Below are 18,756 nucleotides of genomic sequence, written 5' to 3'. Positions count from 1 at the left end.
CCATGTCCGGCAGAAGCAACAGAACGAGCAGAGCCAACAGAACCAGCAGAGCCAACAGGACCGGCAGGACCAGTAGGACCGGCAGAACCACCACCACCGGTGGAGCGGGCAGTTCGGCCCTCCTGGGCGGAGCCCTCGTCTCCGCCCTCGCCCTGGGCGCCGCCGCACCGGGCGCCCAGGCGGCCACGCCCACCGCACCCACCACGACGGCCACGAAGGCGCCCGCGCCCGTGAACGCCGTCCCGGCCGGCCTTGGCCCCTGGGCCGCGCCCAAGGAACTGCCCGGTGTCACCGGAGTCGTCGACCTGAAGGCGACCTCGGGCGGTACGGTCGCCGGGCTGTTCACGCAGGACGGCAAGACCGTCGTCGCGGTGCGGCCCGCGGGCGGCACCACGTGGGGCACCGCCGTCCCCGCGCCGGACGGCGCCACGCTCCAGCGCACCGACGACGGCGCGGTCTCGCTCCTGTCGTGGACGGACGCGGGCGACGGCGGCAGCCGCACCCTGAAGCTGTCCCGTCTCGCCGCGGACAGCAAGGACTTCGGGCCCGCCGAGGACATCGCCACCGGCACGCTCGCCCGCGACTGGGTGCACATGCGCACGCAGTTGACCACGCTCGCCGCCAACGCCGAGGGCCACCAGGCCGTCGCGTGGATGGACGCCGACCACCGTCTGACGGTCGTCGACCGCACCGGCCCGGACGGCGAGTGGTCCGCGCCGAAGACCCTCGACCAGCTGCCCGACCCGATCGTCCGCGACGACAACGTCTACAACTACGTCCTGTGGGACCTGCGCGTGGCCGTGGACCCCTCGGGCACCGTCGGCGTGATCTGGGGCGGCAACAGCTACTACACCGGAGACGGTGTGGACCCGGACCCGTCGGCGTACAAGTGGCACTACAAGTTCCTGGAGAAGCCCGCGGCCGACGGCTCCTCCTGGAGCGCACCGCGCGACGTGCCGCAGCTCGGCGAGAAGCCGAAGCAGGTCGCGTTCTCCGCGCACCCGAAGGGCGGCTTCCACCTGCTCGCGAACGGCGGCGGCTACGCCCGCAAGACGGCCGGAGCGGCCGAGTGGGGCGCGGTGGAGCAGACCGGGGTGGGGGCACGGACGTACGCCCCCGCCGATCTTGTCACCACCCCGGACGGCGACGTCACAGCGGTCGGCTTCATCGGCAAGGACACCCCGGGCATCGCCACCCGTCCGGCCGACAAGGGCAGTTGGGGCACGACCCGCAAGCTCGCCCCGTACGTGGACTCCGACTCCCTGGGCGCGGCGGCCACGGCCGACGGCACGGTCGTCGTCACGTACACCCAGCGGCGCTTCGAGCTCGGCCGGACCGTCCGCCGCGATTTCGTCGCGCAGACCCTCAAGGGCGGCGACCCGTCCAAGCCGCGCACGCTCAGCGCGCGGACGAAGGACAGCGCGAGCAGGGGCCTCGTGGCAGTCGGCGGCAAGGGCCGCCCCGTCGCGGTGTGGACGCAGCAGACCGCGGACGGCAAGCGCGCCGCGTACACGGCGACCACGGGCACCCGCGCCACACCGAAGTGGCACGACTACGCCGACGACTCCCGAGGGGACGTCGTGGGCCTGTCGCTCAGCGACTCGATGAAGCTGTACACGGGCGACACCACCAACCCCACGGAGACGTTCTACGCCTCCCCCTGGGACGACAGGACACGCGTCGTGCCGTTCGGCGACGCCGACGGGGACCGCTGCAACGACCTGATCGTGCGACTGCCCGGAGGCGAGGCCCGCCTCTACACCCCGGTGTGCGGCGGCCTGCCCACACCGGACTCGCCGTACAAGCGGCTCGCCCGGGACTGGAGCAAGTACGACACGCTCCTCGCGAGCGGCGACCAGACCGGCGACGGCCGCCCGGACCTGCTGGCCCGCGACAAGACCACCGGGAACGTGTACCTGTACGCCCACGACGGCACAGGCGGCACAGGTGGCTCGGGCGGCGCGGGCGCCTTCAAGCCCCGCGTGAAGATCCGCTCCGCCTGGACCGGCTACACCCGCGTCATCGGCGCCGGCGACCTCAACGGCGACGGCGTCGGCGACGTCCTCGCCCTCGACAAGTCCGGCGAGCTGTGGCGCTACGACGGCCTGCGCACCGGCAAGCTCAAGGACCGGGTGCGCGTCTTCAAGGACTGGGGCGCCTCGTACAAGGACGTCATCGGCGCCGGTGACGTCAACGGCGACGGCCAGCACGACTTGCTGGCGCGCGACACGAGCGGCCGCCTGTGGCTCAACGCGGGCAAGGGGAACGGGACGTTCAGCAACCGGGCCGCGTTCGGCGAAGCGCAGTACTGGAAGGAGTGGGCTTCCCTGGGCTAGCCCGTTTCCTGACGGCCCTCGCCGAGGCATGACGGATGCGGGGCCGTCCTCCCGCCCCCGTGACGGGAGGACGGCCCCGGCCACGCTCAGTGGCCGCCCGGTCAGTACAGCTTGTTGACGGCCGTGGTCGTGGTCTTCTTGAAGGCGGCCACGGGCGCGTCGCCGAAGTCGCCCAGCTGCGCCCACTGCACGACGGTGACGGTCCGGCCGTCCCGCCCGACCGACAGCAGCGCGATGTCGGTGGCGCCCCCGGACGACTCGGTGTGCACGCCGCGGACGCGGGCGCCCTCCTCGACCGGCAGCTTGCCGTAGTCCCGGCCCTCGGCCTCGATGTCGGGCGAGCCCTGCTCGATGCGGTCGGCGCAGGTGCGGATCAGGTCGTCGTAGTGCTTCGCCAGGGCCTTGGCGTGGGCGGCCGTGTCCGCCACGACGGTCAGCTGCACGGCGTTGGTGTCCAGGTCGGTGCGGAACTCCCGGTGCCGGTAGTCGTAGGAGGGCACGCCCTCCGTGCTCACGCAGACGCCGAGGCCCTCCGGGAACCCGCCCTTGACCGGCCCGGCGGTCCACGACGACGACGCGTGCGGCGGCAGCTGGGACGCCGACAGGAACTTGGGCGCGGCGGCCTTCGGCGCGGCGCCGGCGGCCGGTGCGGTGAGGACCGTGCCCGCCGCGAGGGCGGCGACGGCGAGTGCGGTGCAGGCGCTGGTTCGGATGCGCATGGACATGGGTGATCCCCCGAGGGTGAGTGCGTGGACGTGGATGCCGCGACGAGGTCGACCGGTCGGCGCGGGCCTGGCCGGTGCGGGCCTGGTCGATGGTGGCCCGGTCGGTGCGGGCCTGGTCGGTGCGGCACCAAGAGCATCAACGGTCACGGCGGCCAAGCGCAACAACCTACGGCCGATCGGGCACGGTGGAACCATCCCAGCCCATCTGACGTGCAGGTATATGAGGTGCCTGGGATACCGTCCCGGGCCGGGTGGGGTCGTACGAGGACGGAGGACCCGTGTCGGCACAGGGCGACGGCGACGGCATCGACGACGTGGCGGAGTTCGCGGCGCTGCTGCGGGCGTTGAAGGAGGGCACGGACCGGAGCTATGGCTCGCTGGCCCGCCGTCTGGGCATGAACACGTCGACGCTGCACCGCTACTGCGCGGGCGACGCGGTACCGCTCGACTTCGCCCCCGTGGAACGCTTCGCGGCCCTGTGCGGGGCGACCTCGGAGCAACGCCTGGAACTCCACCGCCGCTGGCTCCTGGCAGTGGCAGCCCGCCGTCGGCCTCGTACGACGGAAGCGACGGAAGCGACGGAGAGCACGCCCGACGCCACGGCGGCCCAAGCCGGGAACGACGCGGCAGGCGGAGCGGACACGGAAGGGGAGAACGCCACCGAGCCGGACACGGACCTGGACAGCACCACCGAGCCGGACACGGACCTGGACAGCACCACCGAGCCGGACACAGACGTGGAGGGCACCACCGAGCCGGACACAGACGTGAAGGCCGACGGCAGCCCGGTCGTCGAAACGGCCCCCGCGTCCGGACCACCCGGACCACCCGGGCCGCACGGACCCCCCGGCGCGCCCCCGCCCTCGCCCCCGCGCCGCCCCTGGTACCGCCGCAGACGCCTCGTGGTCGGGCTGGCCTCCGCCTGTGCCGTACTCGCGACGCTCGGGGCCTTCTCCGTGCTGCCGGACGGGCGGCGGGCGTCCGCCGACGGTCCTGACCGGGGCACCGGTACGACGGAGGCCGCGGCGCCGGAGCGACGGGGCGCCTCACCCGACCCGAGCGGCACCGCCCCCGACTCCGAGCGGCCTTCCGGCTCCGCCGCCCCGAAGGACTCGAAGAACTCGAAGAACTCAAAGGACTCGAAGAAGAAGCCGGGCGCCTCTCGTCCGTCCGGCGCGGCATCCGCCCCGCCACGCGGGAAACAGCCTGCCGGCCAGCCGCTCACCTGGTCCGTCAACTCCCAGGCCTGGAAGCTCGGCTGCGATCACGACTACGTCGTCGCCAAGCCGCCGAGCCAGGTCCCCCCGCCCCCTGTCCCGCAGGACGCGGCGCCCTGGGTGGCCACGCAGGACGCGGTGCACGGCGGCGAGACGCTCGTCCAACTCTCGGTGCAGGGCCGCAGCGACACGGCCGTCGTACTGGAGGCGCTGCGCGTGCGCGTGGTGGGTCGTACGGCGCCGGTCGAGGGCAACGCGTACGCCATGGACCAGGGGTGCGGCGGCTCCATCACCCCCCGGTCCTTCGCCGTGGACCTGGACAAGGACCGCCCCATCGCCCGCGCGGTGGCCGGGAACGACTCCGGCACGCCGATCCCGGCCGTGCGCATGCCCTACCGCGTCTCGGCGAAGGACCCCGAGGTGTTGCTGGTCACGGCAGGGACCAGCGCGTGCGACTGCCGCTGGTACCTGGAGCTGGACTGGTCCTCCCAGGGCCGCAAGGGCACCGTGCGGATCGACGACGACGGCCGTCCGTTCCGCACCAGCGCCATCAAGGGCCTGCCCCGGTACACGTACGACACCGTGGGGCGCCGTTGGGAGACCTACGGCTGAGCCCACGCAGCCGCTGACCGGCGGGCAGCGGGGTGGTGAGGACCGCGCCCGGCGGCCGCCTCAGCCGACCGCCGTCTTGACGAGCCGGCCGATCCGGTCCTCGTCGGCGGCGGTCAGCGTCGTCAGGGCGAAGACGGTCGGCCACATGGTGCCGTCGTCGAGCCCCCTCGCCTCATCGCTGAAGCCCAGCGTGGCGTAGCGCGACTTGAACTTGTGCGCGGCCTGGAAGAAGCAGAGGACCTTGCCGTTCCTGGCGTACGCGGGCATCCCGTACCAGAGCTTCGGCGTCAGCTCGGGGGCGTTCGCCTTGACGATCTCGTGGACTCGGGCCGCGAGGACGCGGTCCGCCTCCGGCATCTCGGCGATCTTCGCGAGGACGTCGCTCTCACCGTCCGCCTTGGCCGACTTGGCCGAGCGCGAGCCGCGCCGCGAGGCGGCCTTCAACTCCTTGGCGCGCTCCTTCATGGCCGCGCGCTCCTCCTCGGTGAACCCCTCGTGCTTCTCGGCCACCTCGGTCGTCCCGGTCTTACCGATCGTCGCGGTGGCGGCGGTGCTCTTGGCGGTCTTCTTCGCGGCAGCCATGACGGTTCCTCTCTCACGGATCTCACTGGCCTCACTGGTCTTGCTGATCCCACTGATCCCACTGATCTCGCTTGCGACGTATGCGGCGGTCAGAGCGCGTGCCCACTCGGGACGGCACATGGGGCAGCCCCTCTCAGGCCTGGAGTTCCTGGATGCGGATGAGGTTGCCCGCGGGGTCGCGGAAGGCGCAGTCGCGCACGCCGTAGGGCTGCTCGGTGGGCTCCTGGACGACCTCGGCGTCAGCGGCCTGGACCTTCGCGAAGGTGCCGTCGAGGTCGCGGGTGGCGAGCAGGATCCAGCCGTACGTGCCCTTGGCCATCATCTCAGCGATGACGCGGCGCTCGTCCTCGGTGATGCCGGGGTCGACGGCGGGCGGCGCGAGCAGGATGGACATGTCGGGCTGGTCGGCGGGGCCGACGGTGATCCAGCGCATGGCGCCCTGGCCGACGTCGGTGCGGACCTCGAAGCCGAGGGCGTCGCGGTAGAAGGCGACGGAGGCGTCCGGGTCGGTGTGCGGAAGGGCGGTGGTGTGAATGGTGAGGTCCATGTCCGTCATTTAACTGCGGCCCCGGTGACCGGCGCTTCTCGAATCCTGACCAGTCACCGAGGCCGTGGCTCAGGGCGTGCTCAGACGGCCCCCGTCAGCCGGTTCGCGAGGGTCGACATCGTGTACGTACCGATGCCCATGACGACTTCCAGGGCGTTGCGCTCCGTGTAGCCGTGCGCCAGGAACGCCTTCACGTCGGCGTCGTCCACGCCCCCGGCGCGCTCGACGACCCGCAGCGTGAACTGTCTTACGGCTTCGAGGCGTTCGTGCCCCTCGGGCAGCTCCCCGCCCTCCCGGAGCGCGGCCACGAGCGCCGCGTCGGCGCCGAGCTTGCGCAGCTTGCCGGTGTGCAGCGTCACGCATATGTGGCAGTCGTTGCGCACGGCGATCGTCATGACGACGGTCTCGCGGGCCAGCGGATCCAGGGTCGTGCGCTCGAACTTCTCGCTCAACTCCAGGAAGCCGGTGAGCAGTTCGGGCGAGGCGGCGAGCTTGGCGACGGCGTCCGGCAGCACGCCGAAGGCGCGTACGACGCCCTCCATCGCGGCCCGGGATCCTTCCGGCGCGGTCTCCACGGTGTGTGCGGCGAACATCCCATCCCCCTAAAGTGGACAACATGGTTGACGATAAGAAGGTAAACCAGGTTGTCGAAAAAGGGAAGGGGTCGGCCCACCGAGAGCAGGGGGTCACGAAGGCACCCGAAGCCGCGGAGGCCCCCGCCCCCGACCGCCCCGGCTACGAGCTGCCTCTCCTCCTCTTCGCCGGGTTCCGCACCCTCATCGACCGTCTGCACGCCGAGCTGGCCCGCCAGGGCCACCCGGACCTGCGCCCCGCGCACGGCTTCGCGATGCAGGCCGTCGGCGCGGGCGGGGCGAGCGCGAGCGAGATCGGGCGGCGGCTCGGCGTCACCAAGCAGGCTGCGGGCAAGACCGTGGACCGCCTGGTCGCCCTCGGGTACGCCGAGCGCGCCGACGACCCGGCCGACGCCCGCCGCAAACTGGTCCGCCTCACCCCGCACGGCCTGGACGCCCTGGCCCGCTCGGCGGCGGTCTTCGACGAGCTGCGGGCGGAGTGGACACGGGCGCTCGGCCCGGACCGCGTCCGCGCCCTGGAGGACGACCTGCGGGCGGTCGTCCCGCCGGAGGCGTTCCGGCTGGACGCGGCGGGGTGGCTGGGCGGGGCGTGACCGAGCCTCGCACAGCCGTACGTGACTCGGCGCCGTGCGTATCTACACCCAGCCGAAGGACGGGGACTACGTCACCGAGACCGTCGTCGCCTTCGGCGGGGACGTCGACCTCACCGCCACCCCCCTCGGTATCACCCTCAACACCTCCGGCTTCTCCCGCGACTGAAGCACCCCCTCCCCCATAACCCCTTGCCTAGAGCACACTCCACCCCGTTGCCTTGACCCCCATGAAGTACACACAGCTCGGCCGCACCGGACTCAAGGTCAGCCGCCTCACTCTCGGCACGATGAACTTCGGGCCGCAGACCGGGGAGGCGGAGAGTCACGCCATCATGGATGCCGCGCTCGCCGCGGGCATCAACTTCTTCGACACCGCCAACACCTACGGCTGGCACGAGAACAAGGGCCGCACCGAGGAGATCATCGGCACCTGGTTCGCGCAGGGCGGCGACCGGCGCGACAAGGTCGTCCTCGCCACGAAGGTGTACGGGAACATGACGCCGGACGGCGTCGCCCCCTGGCCGAACCACGACAAGCTCTCGGCGGTCAACATCCGCCGCTCCGTCGAGGCCTCCCTCAAGCGCCTGCAGACCGACTACATCGACATCTACCAGTTCCACCACATTGACCGGAACACCCCGTTCGAGGAGATCTGGCAGGCCGTCGACGTCCTCGTCCAACAGGGCAAGATCCTCTACGCGGGCTCCAGCAACTTCCCCGGCTACAAGATCGCCCAGGCGAACGAGCTGGCCGCCCGCCGCGGCAGCTACGGCCTGGTCACCGAGCAGTGCCTCTACAACCTCGCGGAGCGCCGCGCCGAGATGGAGGTCCTGCCCGCCGCCCGGGACTACGGCCTCGGCGTCATCCCCTGGTCCCCGCTGCACGGCGGACTGCTCGGCGGCGTCCTGAAGAAGGAGGTCGAGGGCTCACGGCGCGCCTCGGGCCGAGCCGCGTCGGCCCTCGCCGACCCCGCGACGCGCGCGCAGGTCCAGGCGTACGAGGACCTGCTCGACAAGCACGGCCTGCACCCCGGCGAGGTCGCCCTGGCCTGGCTGCTCACCCGCCCCGGCGTCACCGGACCGATCGTCGGCCCGCGCACCCCGGAGCAGCTCGACTCGGCCGTGCGCGCCGTCGAGCTGAAGCTGAGCAAGGACGTGCTGCTGTCCCTCGACGAGATCTTCCCGGGCCCGGGCCCGTCCCCGGAGGCCTTCGCCTGGTGAGGGCGCCTTCGCCCCGGTGAGAGAGCGTTCGCCCGGTGAGAAGCCCGCACCGCAGTGAGAAGCCCGCACTGCGGTGAGAGGCCCTCACCCCGGTGACAACGGAAGGACGCACGCGCGCCCCCGCGGCGGCCTCGGCTATTGGCCGAGCGCCGCCGCGAGCGCCACGACGACGAACATCAGCACGAGCACACCGGCCATGATCCGGTTCCTGGTCTTGGGGTTCACGCCATCGAGGTTAACCGGCCGCGCCGGCGTCCCTCGCGGCGGCGTCCGTCCCATCGGCGCCCGCCCCAGCGGCGCCCGCCCCAGCGGCGTCCTGCGCGGCACCCCCCAGCGGCCACCGCCCCACCGCCTCGTACCGGGGCCGTTCCCCCGGCACTCCGCTCGTGGGCAGGTTGCTGCGCACGAGGACCAGCTCGGGCACGGTCCACGGCGTGCCGTCGAAGCCCCGCAGGGCCTCCACGTACGGCGTGAAGTCCGCGTCGCCGCGCGAGCGGGCCAGCGTCAGGTGCGGGCGGTAGGGCCGGTGCTCGGTCATCGTGACGCCCGCCTTCCGCGCGGCCGCCTCCGCCCGGCCCGCCAGGATCCGCAGCTCGGCGACCGCGCCGCCCGCCCCGGCCCACAGGGCCCTGCCGCCGAAGTGACCGCCGCCGCGCAGCGACAGCGGGAACGGCGCCGTGCGCCGCGCCGCCCGCTCCATGCGCTCGCACACCGCGGGCACCACCTCGTCGTCCACCTCGGCCAGGAACACCAGCGTGAAGTGCCAGCTCTCCCGGCTCGACCACCGCACTCCGGCCGGGCCCGGCAGTTCCCTCAACCCTGCCACCACACCGGCCAGTTCGTCCGCCACCGGTTCCGGCGGCAGCACCGCCGCGAAAAGTCTCATGCGACTAGCCTGCCTCCATGGACGATTTGGATCACTCCGATTCCGTACGCATACGCGCCGCCGGACCCGCCGACATCCCCGCCTTCCTCGCCATCCTCGACAGCGCCGTCGCCTGGCTGGTCTCGCAGGGCCGGACGGGGCAGTGGGGCACCGAGCCGCTGTCGCGGAACCCGAAGGTCGTCGAGGCGATCGAGAAGTACGTGGCCACCGGCTCGCCGTGGATCGCCGAGGTCGGCGGGGAGCCCGCGGGGATGCTGATGCTCACCGACGGCCCCGGCTCATACATTCCCCCGGTCGACGAGCCCGAGCAGTACGTCCACTACCTGGCCACCGACCATCGCTTCCGCGGCCTGGGCGTGGGCCGCGCCCTCCTGGCCCACGCCGCGGCCGAGACCCGGAGGAAGGGCATCTCCCTGCTCCGGGTCGACTGCTACGCGGGCAACGAGGGCCGCCTTGTGGCGTACTACGAGAGCAACGGCTTCGTACGGACACAGTCCTTCACGGAGAAGAACGGCACCTGGCCGGGTCAGGTCCTGGAGATGCGCCTGTAGGCACCCAGGTGGCGCCCCTCGAAGGGGCGCGGGGAACTGCGCGACCAGCCCCCGCCCACCGGGCAGCAGCCCGACGAGTACGCGCAGTCCCCCCACACACAGAGTCCGCTACGCCGCCGGGCAATCCGCTATGCCGCGGGCGCCAGCTCCCGCTCCCGGGCGACGAACTCCACGTGGGTGTGGCCCCGCCGCAGGTCCACCTTCAACCGGAGGTTGGCCGCGCGAGCCAGCATCAGGCCGACCCCGAGCGCGGCGACGGCCACGATCAGCCCGCCCAGAGCAAAGCTCACGCGCACTCCGTACGCGTCGGTGAGCCACCCGAACAACGGCCCGCCCAAAGGCGTACCCCCCACGAACACCATCATGAACAGGCTCATCACCCGCCCCCGCATCTCGGGGTCGGTGGCCATCTGCACCGAGGAGTTCGCGGTGACGTTGACGGTGAGCCCGATCGCGCCGACGGGCACGAGCAGGGCCGCGAAGACGTAGGCGTTGGGCACCGCCGCGACGGCGATCAGCGCGACGCCGAACAGACCGGCCGCGCCCGCGAGCATCCGCAGCCGTGAGGAGCGCCGCCGCGCGGCGAGCAGCGCCCCGATCAGGGACCCCGCGCCCATCAGCGTGGTGAACAGGGCGTACATGCCGGAGCCGCCGTGGAAGACGTCGTCGGCGTACGCGCTCAGCCAGATCGGGAAGTTGAAGCCGAACGTGCCGATGAAGCCGATGAGCACGATCGGCCAGATCAGCTCCGGGTGCCGGGAGACGTAGTTCAGACCCTCGCGCAGCTGCCCCTTGCGGCCGCGCGGCGCGAGCGGGCTGCGGGTCAGCTCGGCGGTGCGGATGAGCAGGAGTCCGGTCAGCGGCGCGAGGAAGGACAGGCCGTTGGCGAGGAACGCCCAGCCGGGGCCGACGGCGGCCGTGACGAGGCCCGCGACGGCCGGGCCGATGAGGCGCGCGGACTGGAAGTTCGCGGAGTTCAGGGAGACGGCGTTGCGGAGCTGGTCGGGGCCGACGAGCTCGGACACGAAGGACTGCCGGGTCGGGTTGTCGACGACGGTCACCAGGCCGGTGAAGAACGCGGTGGCGTAGACGTGCCAGACCTGGACGTGGCCGGAGAGCGTCATCGCGGCCAGGAAGAGGCCGCCCAGGCCCATGGCGCCCTGGGTGACGAAGAGCAGGTTCCGCTTGGCGAACCGGTCGGCGATGACGCCGCCGTACAGGCCGAAGAGCAGCATCGGCAGGAACTGCATCGCGGTGGTGATGCCGACGGCGGCGGACGAGCCGGTGAGGCTCAGGACCAGCCAGTCCTGGGTGATGCGGGCCATCCAGGTGCCGGTGTTGGAGACGGCGGCTCCCGCGGCGAAGAGCCGGTAGTTCCGGATCCTCAGGGAGCTGAACATCGAGGTCTTGTGGGGGCCATCATCACGGCGCCTGCGAAGCAGGCTCCTTGAGCGGCGGCGGGCGGGGGTGTCGAGGGCGGTCGGTGCGGGGGCGGAGTCTGCTCCGGATCCCGTACTCAAAAGGGTTCGCCTCCTTGGCGTCGGATCAGAGGTGGGCCAGCTTCTCCAGAACCGGAGCGGCGGCGCGCAGCGCCTCCCACTCGTCCTCGTCGAGGTCGGCGGCGAGGTTCGCGAGCCATGCGTTCCGCTTGCGGCGGCTCTCCTCGAGCATGGCCTCGGCCTGCTCCGTCTGGGTCACCACCTTCTGGCGGCGGTCCTCCGGGTGCGGTTCGAGCCTGACCAGGCCCTTGGCCTCCAGGAGCGCGACGATGCGGGTCATCGACGGCGGCTGCACATGCTCTTTGCGGGCGAGTTCACCCGGTGTGGCGCTGCCACAGCGGGCGAGGGTGCCGAGCACCGACATCTCGGTGGGGCTCAGCGACTCGTCGACCCGCTGGTGCTTGAGTCGACGGGAGAGGCGCATCACGGCGGAGCGCAGCGAGTTCACGGCGGCAGCGTTGTCACCATGGGAGAGGTCCGGCATGTTCTTTAGCGTAACTCATTACCCTAACTAAAGACCATTCGGTTACCGACCGGAGAAGCCCGGGCTGCCCGTGATCTGGCACACAGAACCCTTTAGTCACCCGAATGAGTGAGCTGGATTCGGAAAGCCGGGCATCCCCCACGAGAGGGCCGCAACGCTGTCCCTCATGGGATCGACAGTGCTCAGCCTGCGGATAGACGGCGATCTGCTCGACCGGATCCGGCAGCACGCCGCGAAAAGAGGAATGAGCGTCCAGGACTACGTGGCCCGGACGCTCATCCGTGATGACTTCGACGAGCGGTTCAAGTCGTCCGTCGAGGCGACGGAGAAGTTCTACGCCTAGGGGGCACCCAGGGGCACCGCCGGGGCCCCCGCCCCCGGCCCGCGCCCCCGAGGGGTGCGACGCGAGACCTTCGGGGCGCTACGTGAGACCGAGCGCCGGCATCAGGTAGTAGAAGGCGAACACGGCGGACACCGCGTACATGGCGACCGGCACCTCGCGGCCCCGCCCGGCCACGAGCCGCAGCACGGTGAAGGCGATGAAGCCCATGCCGATGCCGTTCGTGATCGAGTACGTGAACGGCATCATCAGCATCGTCACGAACGCCGGGATCGCGATGGTGTAGTCGCTCCAGTCGATCGCGCCGATCGAGCCGGACAGGATCAGGAAGCCGACCGCGAGCAGCGCGGGCGTGGCCGCCTGCGAGGGCACCATCGTGGCGAGCGGCGTGAGGAACAGCGCCACGGCGAAGAGACCGCCGGTGACGACGTTGGCGAGGCCGGTCCGCGCGCCCTCGCCGACGCCCGCCGTGGACTCCACGAAGCAGGTGGTGGCCGAGGCGGAGGAGGCGCCGCCCGCGGCGACCGCGATGCCGTCGACGAAGAGCACCTTGTTGATGCCGGGCATGTTGCCCTTGTCGTCGGTCAGGTGGGCCTCGTCGCCGATGCCCATGATCGTGCCCATCGCGTCGAAGAAGCACGAGAGCAGCACGGTGAAGACGAACAGGACACCGGTGAGGATGCCGACCTTGTCGAAGCCGCCGAACAGGCTGATCTCACCGACCAGGCCGAAGTCGGGCGTGGAGACCGGGTTGCCGGGCCACTCCGGGGTCGTCAGGCCCCAGGACGGCACGTCCGCGACCGCATGGATGATCATGGCCAGAATCGTCATGACGACGATGGACAGCAGGATCGCGCCCGGTACCTTGCGGACCAGGAGCGCCAGCGTGAGCAGCACGCCGAGCACGAAGACGAGCACCGGCCAGCCGTTCAGGTGACCGTCGCCGCCGAGCTGGAGGGGCACGGTGGTGTGCGCGGCGTCGGGGATGCGCGAGACGAAGCCCGCGTCGACGAGGCCGATCAGCATGATGAACAGGCCGATGCCGATCGCGATGCCCTTGCGCAGGCCGAGCGGCACGGCGCTCATCACGCGCTCCCGCAGCCCCGTGGCCACCAGGAGCATCACCACGAAGCCCGCGAGGACGACCATGCCCATGGCGTCCGGCCAGGACATCCGCGGCGCGAGCTGCAGAGCGACCACGGTGTTCACGCCGAGACCGGCGGCGAGGGCGATCGGGACGTTGCCGATGACGCCCATGAGCAGCGTGGTGAACGCGGCCGTGAGGACGGTGGCGGTGACCAGCTGCTTGTTGTCGAGCTGGTGGCCGTACATGTCCTTGGCGCTGCCGAGGATGATCGGGTTGAGCACGATGATGTAGGCCATCGCGAAGAAGGTGGCGAAGCCGCCCCGTACTTCCCTGGCCAGGGTCGAGCCCCGCTCCGAGATCTTGAAGAAGCCGTCGAGCCCGCCCTGCGGGGAATTCGGGGGCTGCTTGGCGTCGACCGGAGCGCTGGCCGAGGGGGACATGCGGGACCTCGTGACCTCTGTTGAACGGGATGAGCCGGGCTTGCGCGAGACGGTGTCTTCGCTTGCGCGAGATTGTGTCTTCGTACGAAAGCAACTGGCCATTAAGAAGCCGTTTCAGTATGAATACATGAACGAGAAATGGCCATCTCCGCGCGTAGAGCCTTGTGGCACAAGGGGTGCGAGCGTCCACCGGAGGCCGGGAACGGCCCCGACTAAGCTAGGGGCCATGGCGAAGTGGACACCCAAGCACGAGGCGCCGGAGCCCCTGGAGGGCCCGATCGTCGCCACCATCACCGGCGGCACGATCATCTGGTTCGTCCTCTTCGTCGCGCAGATGCCGTTCTACGGCTGGTTCGACGACCGGGACATCACCTGGTGGGTGTGGACGTGCCTGGCCGGCGGCGGCCTCGGCCTGATCGGCATCTGGTACGTCCGCTCGCGCGACGCGGCGATCAAGCGTGCGCGGGCGGAGGCCGCACCCGGCACGCCGGGCCCGGGCACGGAGGGTTCCGAGCCCGCGCGGCCGGAGGCTTCCGGGCCGGTGTAGTACGTCGGCAGTACGGCATACGACCTGAGGGCAAACCCCGTCCTACCGAGGTCGGATCTTTCCGGTACTCAAGGGGTGAACACCCCGCTCCCCCCGTACCGTCTTCTGCATGACGCATATCGACGCGGGCGCCGAGCTGGACCCGGTCCATCCGGTCGCGCCGCCGACGGCACGGGCCACCGGCCTCACGGCGGCCGAGGTCGCCGAGCGGGTCGCCCGCGGCGAGATCAACGACGTACCCGTCCGCAGCAGCCGGTCCACCACCGAGATCGTCCGCGCCAACGTCTTCACCCGGTTCAACGCCATCATCGGCGTGCTCTGGGTGATCATGCTGTTCGTGGCGCCGATCCAGGACAGCCTCTTCGGCTTCGTGATCGTCGCCAACACGGGCATCGGCATCATCCAGGAACTGCGCGCCAAGAAGACCCTCGACGGCCTCGCGGTCATCGGCGAGGCCAAGCCCACGGTCCGCCGGGACGGCGTGGCCGCGGAGATCTCCACCTCCGAGATCGTCCTCGGCGACCTGGTGGAGCTCGGACCCGGCGACAAGATCGTGGTCGACGGCGAGACGGTCGAGGCCGACGGCCTCGAAGTCGACGAGTCCCTGCTCACCGGTGAGGCCGACCCGGTCCTGAAGAAGCCCGGCGACAAGATGATGTCGGGCTCGTTCGTGGTCGCGGGCGGCGGCGCCTTCACGGCCACGAAGGTGGGGCGCGAGGCCTACGCGGCGCAGCTCGCGGAGGAGGCCAGCCGCTTCACGCTCGTCCACTCCGAACTGCGCTCGGGCATCTCCACGATCCTCAAGTACGTGACGTGGCTGATGGTCCCGACCTCGATCGGCCTGATCATCTCCCAGCTGGTCGTCAAGGACGACAACTTCAAGGAGTCGATCGCCTACACCGTCGGCGGCATCGTCCCCATGATCCCCGAGGGCCTGGTCCTGCTCACCTCCGTGGCCTTCGCGATCGGCGTGATCCGCCTCGGCCGCAAGCAGTGCCTGGTGCAGGAACTCCCCGCCATCGAGGGCCTCGCGCGCGTCGACACCGTCTGCCTCGACAAGACGGGCACGCTCACCGAGGGCGGCATGGACGTCACCGAGCTGCGCCCCCTGGGCGGCTCCGACGAGGCCTACGTACGCAAGGTCCTCGGCGCCCTCGGCGAGTCCGACCCGCGCCCCAACGCCTCCCTCCAGGCCATCATCGACGCCTACCCCGACAGCGACGAGTGGCGCTGCACGGAGTCACTGCCGTTCTCCTCCGCCCGCAAGTACAGCGGCGCCAGCTTCAGCGAGGGCGACGGCGAGAACTCCACCTGGCTGCTCGGCGCCCCCGACGTGCTGCTGCCCACCGGGGACCCGACCCTCGACGAGGTCGAGCACCTGAACCACCAGGGCCTGCGCGTACTGCTCCTGGCCCGTGCCGCGGGCGACCTGGACGCCCCCGACATCGCGGCCGGCGCCCACGCCACCGCTCTCGTCGTCCTCGAACAGCGCCTGCGCCCCGACGCCGCCGACACCCTGCGGTACTTCGAGGAGCAGAACGTCCAGGCGAAGGTCATCTCCGGCGACAACGCGGTGTCCGTCAGCGCGGTCGCGGGCAAGCTCGGCCTGCCCGGCGCCGAGAACACCGTCGACGCCCGGCAGCTCCCCACCGACCAGGGCGAGATGGCCGAGGCCCTGGACGCCAACTCCGTCTTCGGGCGCGTCACCCCGCAGCAGAAGCGCGACATGGTCGGCGCGCTGCAGTCCAAGGGCCACACGGTCGCGATGACCGGCGACGGCGTCAACGACGTGCTCGCCCTCAAGGACGCCGACATCGGCGTCTCGATGGGCTCGGGCTCGGAGGCGACCCGCGCGGTCGCCCAGATCGTCCTCCTGAACAACAGCTTCGCGACGCTGCCTTCGGTGGTCGCGGAGGGCCGCCGCGTCATCGGCAACATCACCCGAGTAGCGACGCTCTTCCTCGTCAAGACCGTCTACTCGGTCGTGATCGCCCTGCTGGTGGTCTGCTCCCAGGTGGAGTACCTCTTCCTGCCCCGCCACCTGACCCTGCTCTCCACCCTCACCATCGGCGTCCCGGCCTTCTTCCTCGCCCTGGCCCCCAACAAGGAACGCGCGAAACCGCACTTCGTGCGAAGGGTCATGCGCTACGCCCTGCCGGGCGGCATCATCGCGGCGGTCGCCACCTTCGCGACGTACCTCCTGGCCCGCCACCACTACACCGGCGAGGGCGCCCGCGAGGCCGAGACCAGCGCGGCCACCCTCGCGCTCTTCCTGGTCTCCCTGTGGGTCCTGGCGATCATCGCCCGCCCCTACACCTGGTGGCGCATCGCCCTGGTCGCCGCCATGGGCCTCGGCTTCCTGCTCGTCCTCGTCATCCCCTGGCTCCAGGACTTCTTCGCCCTGAAGCTGGTCGGCACGACGATGCCGTGGGCGGCGGTCGCGATCGCGGCGGTCGCGGCGGTGGCGATCGAGTTCGCCTTCCGCTGGGTCGACCGCCGCTTCGCGGCGTAGTCGGGCCCCTGGGCCTCGGTCGGTTCTTCCCCGCGGGCCGGTGGGGGCTTGTCGCGCAGTTCCCCGCGCCCCTTTTGGGGCGCGGGGCTCAGCGTACGTCGACGGAGTCCCCGGTCGACGTGACGGCCGGGGTGGTCGACGTCCCCGCAAAGACGTAACGGAAGGTGCCGTCCACCGACGCCTTCACCGTGGTCTTCAGGTTGCCCTTGCGGTCCGACTTCACCGTCTTCACGGTGGTGTAGGCGCTCGCGCCCTTCTTCTTGAACTGCAGCTTCACCGACTGCTTCGTGTAGCCCGCGTACTTCTTCGTGTCCCAGTTCGCGCGGGTCAGGACGCCCGAGACCGTGATCGTCCTGCCCTTCTTCACCGGCTCCGGGGACGCGTTGACCGTGAGCTTGGCGGCGCGCTTGAGGCGGATGCCGGGCTTGAGGGCGGTCTTGACCACGTAGTCGTCGTCCTTGCCGCCGGCGGCGGCGAGGAGCTTCCAGCCGCCGCCCGCCAGGTGGTTGCCGAGGCCGTTGTTCTGCAGGGACGCCTTCGGGTTCACCGTGATGGTGACCGTGCAGGTCGCCGTGGTCGCGTCGGCGTGCGCGCACTTCTCGTCGGCGACCGGGGCGAGCATGCCGTCGAGGTAGCGCTCGTGGAACTTCTCGCCGTGCCACAGCAGGCCGCCGGCACCGGCGACGCCCTTCGGGTCGGTCGCGGTGACGGCGATGGTGAACTTCTTCTTCGCCGTGGTGCCGACCACGAGGTCCTTGCCGCGGTTGACGACGGCCTTCGTGATCTTGGTGTCGCCCTGCTGCACGTCCTTCGTCGGGAAGCCGGGGTCGGCGACCGGGGCGGCCTGGGCGGTCGGGGCGACGAAGGCGGACAGGGCGAGGGCGCCGGAGACGGCGGCCACAGTGGCGCGGATGCGCATGGTGGTTCCTTGGGAGTGAGAACGGAGAGGTGAGGAGAGGTGCGGTGCGTCGCCGGAGGCGGAAGGTCAGCGGACGTCGACGGCGTCGCCCGCGGAGGTCACGGCCGGGGTCGTCGACGTACCCGCGAAGACGTAACGGAACGTGCCGTCCACCGACGCCTTCACCGTGGTCTTCAGGTTGCCCTTGCGGTCCGACTTCACCGTCTTCACGGTGGTGTAGGCGCTCGCGCCCTTCTTCTTGAACTGCAGCTTCACCGGCTGCTTCGTGTAGCCCGCGTACTTCTTCGTGTCCCAGTTGGCGCGCGTCAGCGCACCGGCCACGGTGATCGTCTTGCCCTTCTTCACCGGCTCCGGGGACGCGTTGACCGTCAGGCGGGACGCGCGCTTGAGGCGGATGTCCGACTTCAGGCCCGTCAGCTCGACCAGCTCGTCGTCGTTGTTGCGCACGGCCGCGTAGACGTTCCAGCGGACGCCCGCGCCGGCGTTGCTGAGGCGCGCCGGGTCGGCGGTGACGTTCACCGTGCAGGTGCTGGTGGTGTCGTCAAGGGTGTCGCAGGTGGGGTTGTACTCGGCCTCGGTCGCCGGGGTGATGATCCCGGTCGGGGCGTCGACGTCGTCGCCGAGCCACAGGAAGCCGCTGGAGACCTTGATGCCGACCGGGTCACTGGCCGTGATGGCGAGCGAGAACTTCTTCTTCGCGGTGGTGCCGATCACGACGTCCTTGCCGCCGTTGACGGTGACGTCCTTGACGGTCACGTCGGCCGCGGCGCGCCGCGCGCCCTGGGCGCCGACGGCGTCCCCGGCCCCGGCGACGGCGGCGGACGCCTTGGGGGCAACCGGCTCGTCGCCCGCGTGGGCAGCCGGAACAGCGAGAGCGGACAGAGCCAGGGTGCCGGACACAGCGGCGACGGTGGCACGGATTCGCATGTGTTTCCCCAGGTGGAGAAGGGGACCGCGCGGTGTTGAAGCCTGCTCGCGAAGTCCCGATGATCTAGGAGTCTGTTGACTCGGCAGATCAGACCCACAACCCTGACCAGAGGTTGTACGGAGTGTGAAGCTCCTGTCG

19 protein-coding genes are annotated in these 18,756 nt (G+C 71.0%); 9 read left to right on the top strand and 10 right to left on the bottom strand.

Annotation, left to right across the window (positions count from 1 at the left end; translation table 11 throughout):
• The first annotated feature begins 2 nt into the window (after positions 1 to 2).
• Positions 3 to 2,336, top strand: a complete 2,334-nt coding sequence (locus tag QUY26_RS22165) for an FG-GAP repeat domain-containing protein (RefSeq protein WP_289949361.1) — start codon at positions 3 to 5, stop codon at positions 2,334 to 2,336.
• A gap of 101 nt (positions 2,337 to 2,437) precedes the next feature.
• Here QUY26_RS22165 and QUY26_RS22160 read toward each other — a convergent pair whose 3' ends face one another.
• Positions 2,438 to 3,061: a hypothetical protein gene (locus QUY26_RS22160; RefSeq protein ID WP_289949356.1), complete on the bottom strand. Its 624-nt coding sequence runs from the start codon at positions 3,059 to 3,061 to the stop codon at positions 2,438 to 2,440.
• 278 nt (positions 3,062 to 3,339) lie between these two features.
• Here QUY26_RS22160 and QUY26_RS22155 point away from each other — a divergent pair, with 278 nt between their 5' ends.
• Positions 3,340 to 4,890, top strand: a complete 1,551-nt coding sequence (locus tag QUY26_RS22155) for a helix-turn-helix domain-containing protein (protein ID WP_289949354.1) — start codon at positions 3,340 to 3,342, stop codon at positions 4,888 to 4,890.
• A 60-nt stretch (positions 4,891 to 4,950) separates the two neighbouring features.
• Here the strand turns inward: QUY26_RS22155 and QUY26_RS22150 are convergent, their stop codons facing one another.
• The 3 genes from QUY26_RS22150 to QUY26_RS22140 all read right to left on the bottom strand — a co-directional run bounded on the left by QUY26_RS22150 (position 4,951) and on the right by QUY26_RS22140 (position 6,612).
• Positions 4,951 to 5,472 (bottom strand): iron chaperone, encoded by a 522-nt coding sequence (locus tag QUY26_RS22150; RefSeq protein WP_289949352.1) that lies wholly within the window; start codon positions 5,470 to 5,472, stop codon positions 4,951 to 4,953.
• 133 nt (positions 5,473 to 5,605) lie between these two features.
• Positions 5,606 to 6,019 (bottom strand): VOC family protein, encoded by a 414-nt coding sequence (locus QUY26_RS22145; protein ID WP_289949350.1) that lies wholly within the window; start codon positions 6,017 to 6,019, stop codon positions 5,606 to 5,608.
• Between the two features lie 80 nt (positions 6,020 to 6,099).
• A complete protein-coding gene (locus tag QUY26_RS22140; RefSeq protein WP_289949347.1) occupies positions 6,100 to 6,612 on the bottom strand; it encodes a carboxymuconolactone decarboxylase family protein in 513 nt (170 codons plus the stop codon).
• A 23-nt stretch (positions 6,613 to 6,635) separates the two neighbouring features.
• Between QUY26_RS22140 and QUY26_RS22135 the strand changes: the two genes are divergently transcribed.
• The 3 genes from QUY26_RS22135 to QUY26_RS22125 all read left to right on the top strand — a co-directional run bounded on the left by QUY26_RS22135 (position 6,636) and on the right by QUY26_RS22125 (position 8,425).
• Positions 6,636 to 7,205, top strand: a complete 570-nt coding sequence (locus tag QUY26_RS22135) for a MarR family winged helix-turn-helix transcriptional regulator (protein ID WP_436840378.1) — start codon at positions 6,636 to 6,638, stop codon at positions 7,203 to 7,205.
• A gap of 34 nt (positions 7,206 to 7,239) precedes the next feature.
• Positions 7,240 to 7,371, top strand: coding sequence for a hypothetical protein (locus QUY26_RS22130; protein ID WP_354670701.1), 132 nt, complete (start codon positions 7,240 to 7,242; stop codon positions 7,369 to 7,371).
• Positions 7,372 to 7,432: 61 nt separating this feature from the next.
• Positions 7,433 to 8,425 (top strand): aldo/keto reductase, encoded by a 993-nt coding sequence (locus QUY26_RS22125; protein WP_289949343.1) that lies wholly within the window; start codon positions 7,433 to 7,435, stop codon positions 8,423 to 8,425.
• 235 nt (positions 8,426 to 8,660) lie between these two features.
• Here QUY26_RS22125 and thpR read toward each other — a convergent pair whose 3' ends face one another.
• Positions 8,661 to 9,311, bottom strand: a complete 651-nt coding sequence (thpR, locus tag QUY26_RS22120) for an RNA 2',3'-cyclic phosphodiesterase (protein ID WP_289949341.1) — start codon at positions 9,309 to 9,311, stop codon at positions 8,661 to 8,663.
• Positions 9,312 to 9,328: 17 nt separating this feature from the next.
• Here thpR and QUY26_RS22115 point away from each other — a divergent pair, with 17 nt between their 5' ends.
• Positions 9,329 to 9,862 carry a GNAT family N-acetyltransferase gene (locus QUY26_RS22115; RefSeq protein WP_289949339.1) on the top strand — a complete coding sequence of 178 codons (534 nt, stop codon included), beginning with the start codon at positions 9,329 to 9,331 and terminating at the stop codon, positions 9,860 to 9,862.
• 128 nt (positions 9,863 to 9,990) lie between these two features.
• Here the strand turns inward: QUY26_RS22115 and QUY26_RS22110 are convergent, their stop codons facing one another.
• Positions 9,991 to 11,382, bottom strand: coding sequence for an MFS transporter (locus QUY26_RS22110; protein WP_289949338.1), 1,392 nt, complete (start codon positions 11,380 to 11,382; stop codon positions 9,991 to 9,993).
• Between the two features lie 25 nt (positions 11,383 to 11,407).
• Positions 11,408 to 11,845, bottom strand: a complete 438-nt coding sequence (locus tag QUY26_RS22105) for a MarR family winged helix-turn-helix transcriptional regulator (RefSeq protein ID WP_030361471.1) — start codon at positions 11,843 to 11,845, stop codon at positions 11,408 to 11,410.
• Positions 11,846 to 12,011: 166 nt separating this feature from the next.
• Between QUY26_RS22105 and QUY26_RS22100 the strand changes: the two genes are divergently transcribed.
• Positions 12,012 to 12,188 (top strand): ribbon-helix-helix protein, CopG family, encoded by a 177-nt coding sequence (locus QUY26_RS22100; protein ID WP_289949335.1) that lies wholly within the window; start codon positions 12,012 to 12,014, stop codon positions 12,186 to 12,188.
• A gap of 78 nt (positions 12,189 to 12,266) precedes the next feature.
• Here the strand turns inward: QUY26_RS22100 and QUY26_RS22095 are convergent, their stop codons facing one another.
• Positions 12,267 to 13,712: an NCS2 family permease gene (locus QUY26_RS22095; RefSeq protein ID WP_289949333.1), complete on the bottom strand. Its 1,446-nt coding sequence runs from the start codon at positions 13,710 to 13,712 to the stop codon at positions 12,267 to 12,269.
• Positions 13,713 to 13,938: 226 nt separating this feature from the next.
• On the opposite strand from QUY26_RS22095, the gene QUY26_RS22090 reads away from it, so the two are divergent.
• Both QUY26_RS22090 and QUY26_RS22085 read left to right on the top strand, forming a co-directional pair.
• On the top strand, positions 13,939 to 14,259 hold the full coding sequence (locus QUY26_RS22090; RefSeq protein WP_289949331.1) for a DUF2530 domain-containing protein: 321 nt from the start codon (positions 13,939 to 13,941) through the stop codon (positions 14,257 to 14,259).
• 109 nt (positions 14,260 to 14,368) lie between these two features.
• A complete protein-coding gene (locus tag QUY26_RS22085) occupies positions 14,369 to 16,771 on the top strand; it encodes a cation-translocating P-type ATPase (RefSeq protein WP_289949329.1) in 2,403 nt (800 codons plus the stop codon).
• 88 nt (positions 16,772 to 16,859) lie between these two features.
• Here the strand turns inward: QUY26_RS22085 and QUY26_RS22080 are convergent, their stop codons facing one another.
• Both QUY26_RS22080 and QUY26_RS22075 read right to left on the bottom strand, forming a co-directional pair.
• Positions 16,860 to 17,690: a calcium-binding protein gene (locus QUY26_RS22080; protein WP_289949326.1), complete on the bottom strand. Its 831-nt coding sequence runs from the start codon at positions 17,688 to 17,690 to the stop codon at positions 16,860 to 16,862.
• 66 nt (positions 17,691 to 17,756) lie between these two features.
• Positions 17,757 to 18,617: a calcium-binding protein gene (locus QUY26_RS22075; RefSeq protein ID WP_289949324.1), complete on the bottom strand. Its 861-nt coding sequence runs from the start codon at positions 18,615 to 18,617 to the stop codon at positions 17,757 to 17,759.
• Between the last annotated feature and the right edge of the window lie 139 nt (positions 18,618 to 18,756).

Source organism: Streptomyces flavofungini (genome assembly GCF_030388665.1).
In the GTDB taxonomy this organism is placed as follows: Bacteria; Actinomycetota; Actinomycetes; order Streptomycetales; family Streptomycetaceae; genus Streptomyces; species Streptomyces flavofungini_A.
Note: the sequence above shows the minus strand (reverse complement) of the source record. Positions and strands in the feature narration are given on the sequence as shown.

Excerpts from the sequence above, each read along its gene's own strand:
- QUY26_RS22165 (WP_289949361.1), top strand. The coding sequence starts at position 3 with ATGTCCGGCAGAAGCAACAGAACGAGCAGAGCCAACAGAACCAGCAGA.
- QUY26_RS22160 (WP_289949356.1), bottom strand. The coding sequence starts at position 3,061 with ATGTCCATGCGCATCCGAACCAGCGCCTGCACCGCACTCGCCGTCGCC.
- QUY26_RS22150 (WP_289949352.1), bottom strand. The coding sequence starts at position 5,472 with ATGGCTGCCGCGAAGAAGACCGCCAAGAGCACCGCCGCCACCGCGACG.
- QUY26_RS22145 (WP_289949350.1), bottom strand. The coding sequence starts at position 6,019 with ATGGACCTCACCATTCACACCACCGCCCTTCCGCACACCGACCCGGAC.
- QUY26_RS22140 (WP_289949347.1), bottom strand. The coding sequence starts at position 6,612 with ATGTTCGCCGCACACACCGTGGAGACCGCGCCGGAAGGATCCCGGGCC.
- QUY26_RS22135 (WP_436840378.1), top strand. The coding sequence starts at position 6,636 with ATGGTTGACGATAAGAAGGTAAACCAGGTTGTCGAAAAAGGGAAGGGG.
- QUY26_RS22125 (WP_289949343.1), top strand. The coding sequence starts at position 7,433 with ATGAAGTACACACAGCTCGGCCGCACCGGACTCAAGGTCAGCCGCCTC.
- thpR (WP_289949341.1), bottom strand. The coding sequence starts at position 9,311 with ATGAGACTTTTCGCGGCGGTGCTGCCGCCGGAACCGGTGGCGGACGAA.
- QUY26_RS22115 (WP_289949339.1), top strand. The coding sequence starts at position 9,329 with ATGGACGATTTGGATCACTCCGATTCCGTACGCATACGCGCCGCCGGA.
- QUY26_RS22105 (WP_030361471.1), bottom strand. The coding sequence starts at position 11,845 with ATGCCGGACCTCTCCCATGGTGACAACGCTGCCGCCGTGAACTCGCTG.
- QUY26_RS22100 (WP_289949335.1), top strand. The coding sequence starts at position 12,012 with ATGGGATCGACAGTGCTCAGCCTGCGGATAGACGGCGATCTGCTCGAC.
- QUY26_RS22095 (WP_289949333.1), bottom strand. The coding sequence starts at position 13,712 with ATGTCCCCCTCGGCCAGCGCTCCGGTCGACGCCAAGCAGCCCCCGAAT.
- QUY26_RS22090 (WP_289949331.1), top strand. The coding sequence starts at position 13,939 with ATGGCGAAGTGGACACCCAAGCACGAGGCGCCGGAGCCCCTGGAGGGC.
- QUY26_RS22085 (WP_289949329.1), top strand. The coding sequence starts at position 14,369 with ATGACGCATATCGACGCGGGCGCCGAGCTGGACCCGGTCCATCCGGTC.
- QUY26_RS22080 (WP_289949326.1), bottom strand. The coding sequence starts at position 17,690 with ATGCGCATCCGCGCCACTGTGGCCGCCGTCTCCGGCGCCCTCGCCCTG.
- QUY26_RS22075 (WP_289949324.1), bottom strand. The coding sequence starts at position 18,617 with ATGCGAATCCGTGCCACCGTCGCCGCTGTGTCCGGCACCCTGGCTCTG.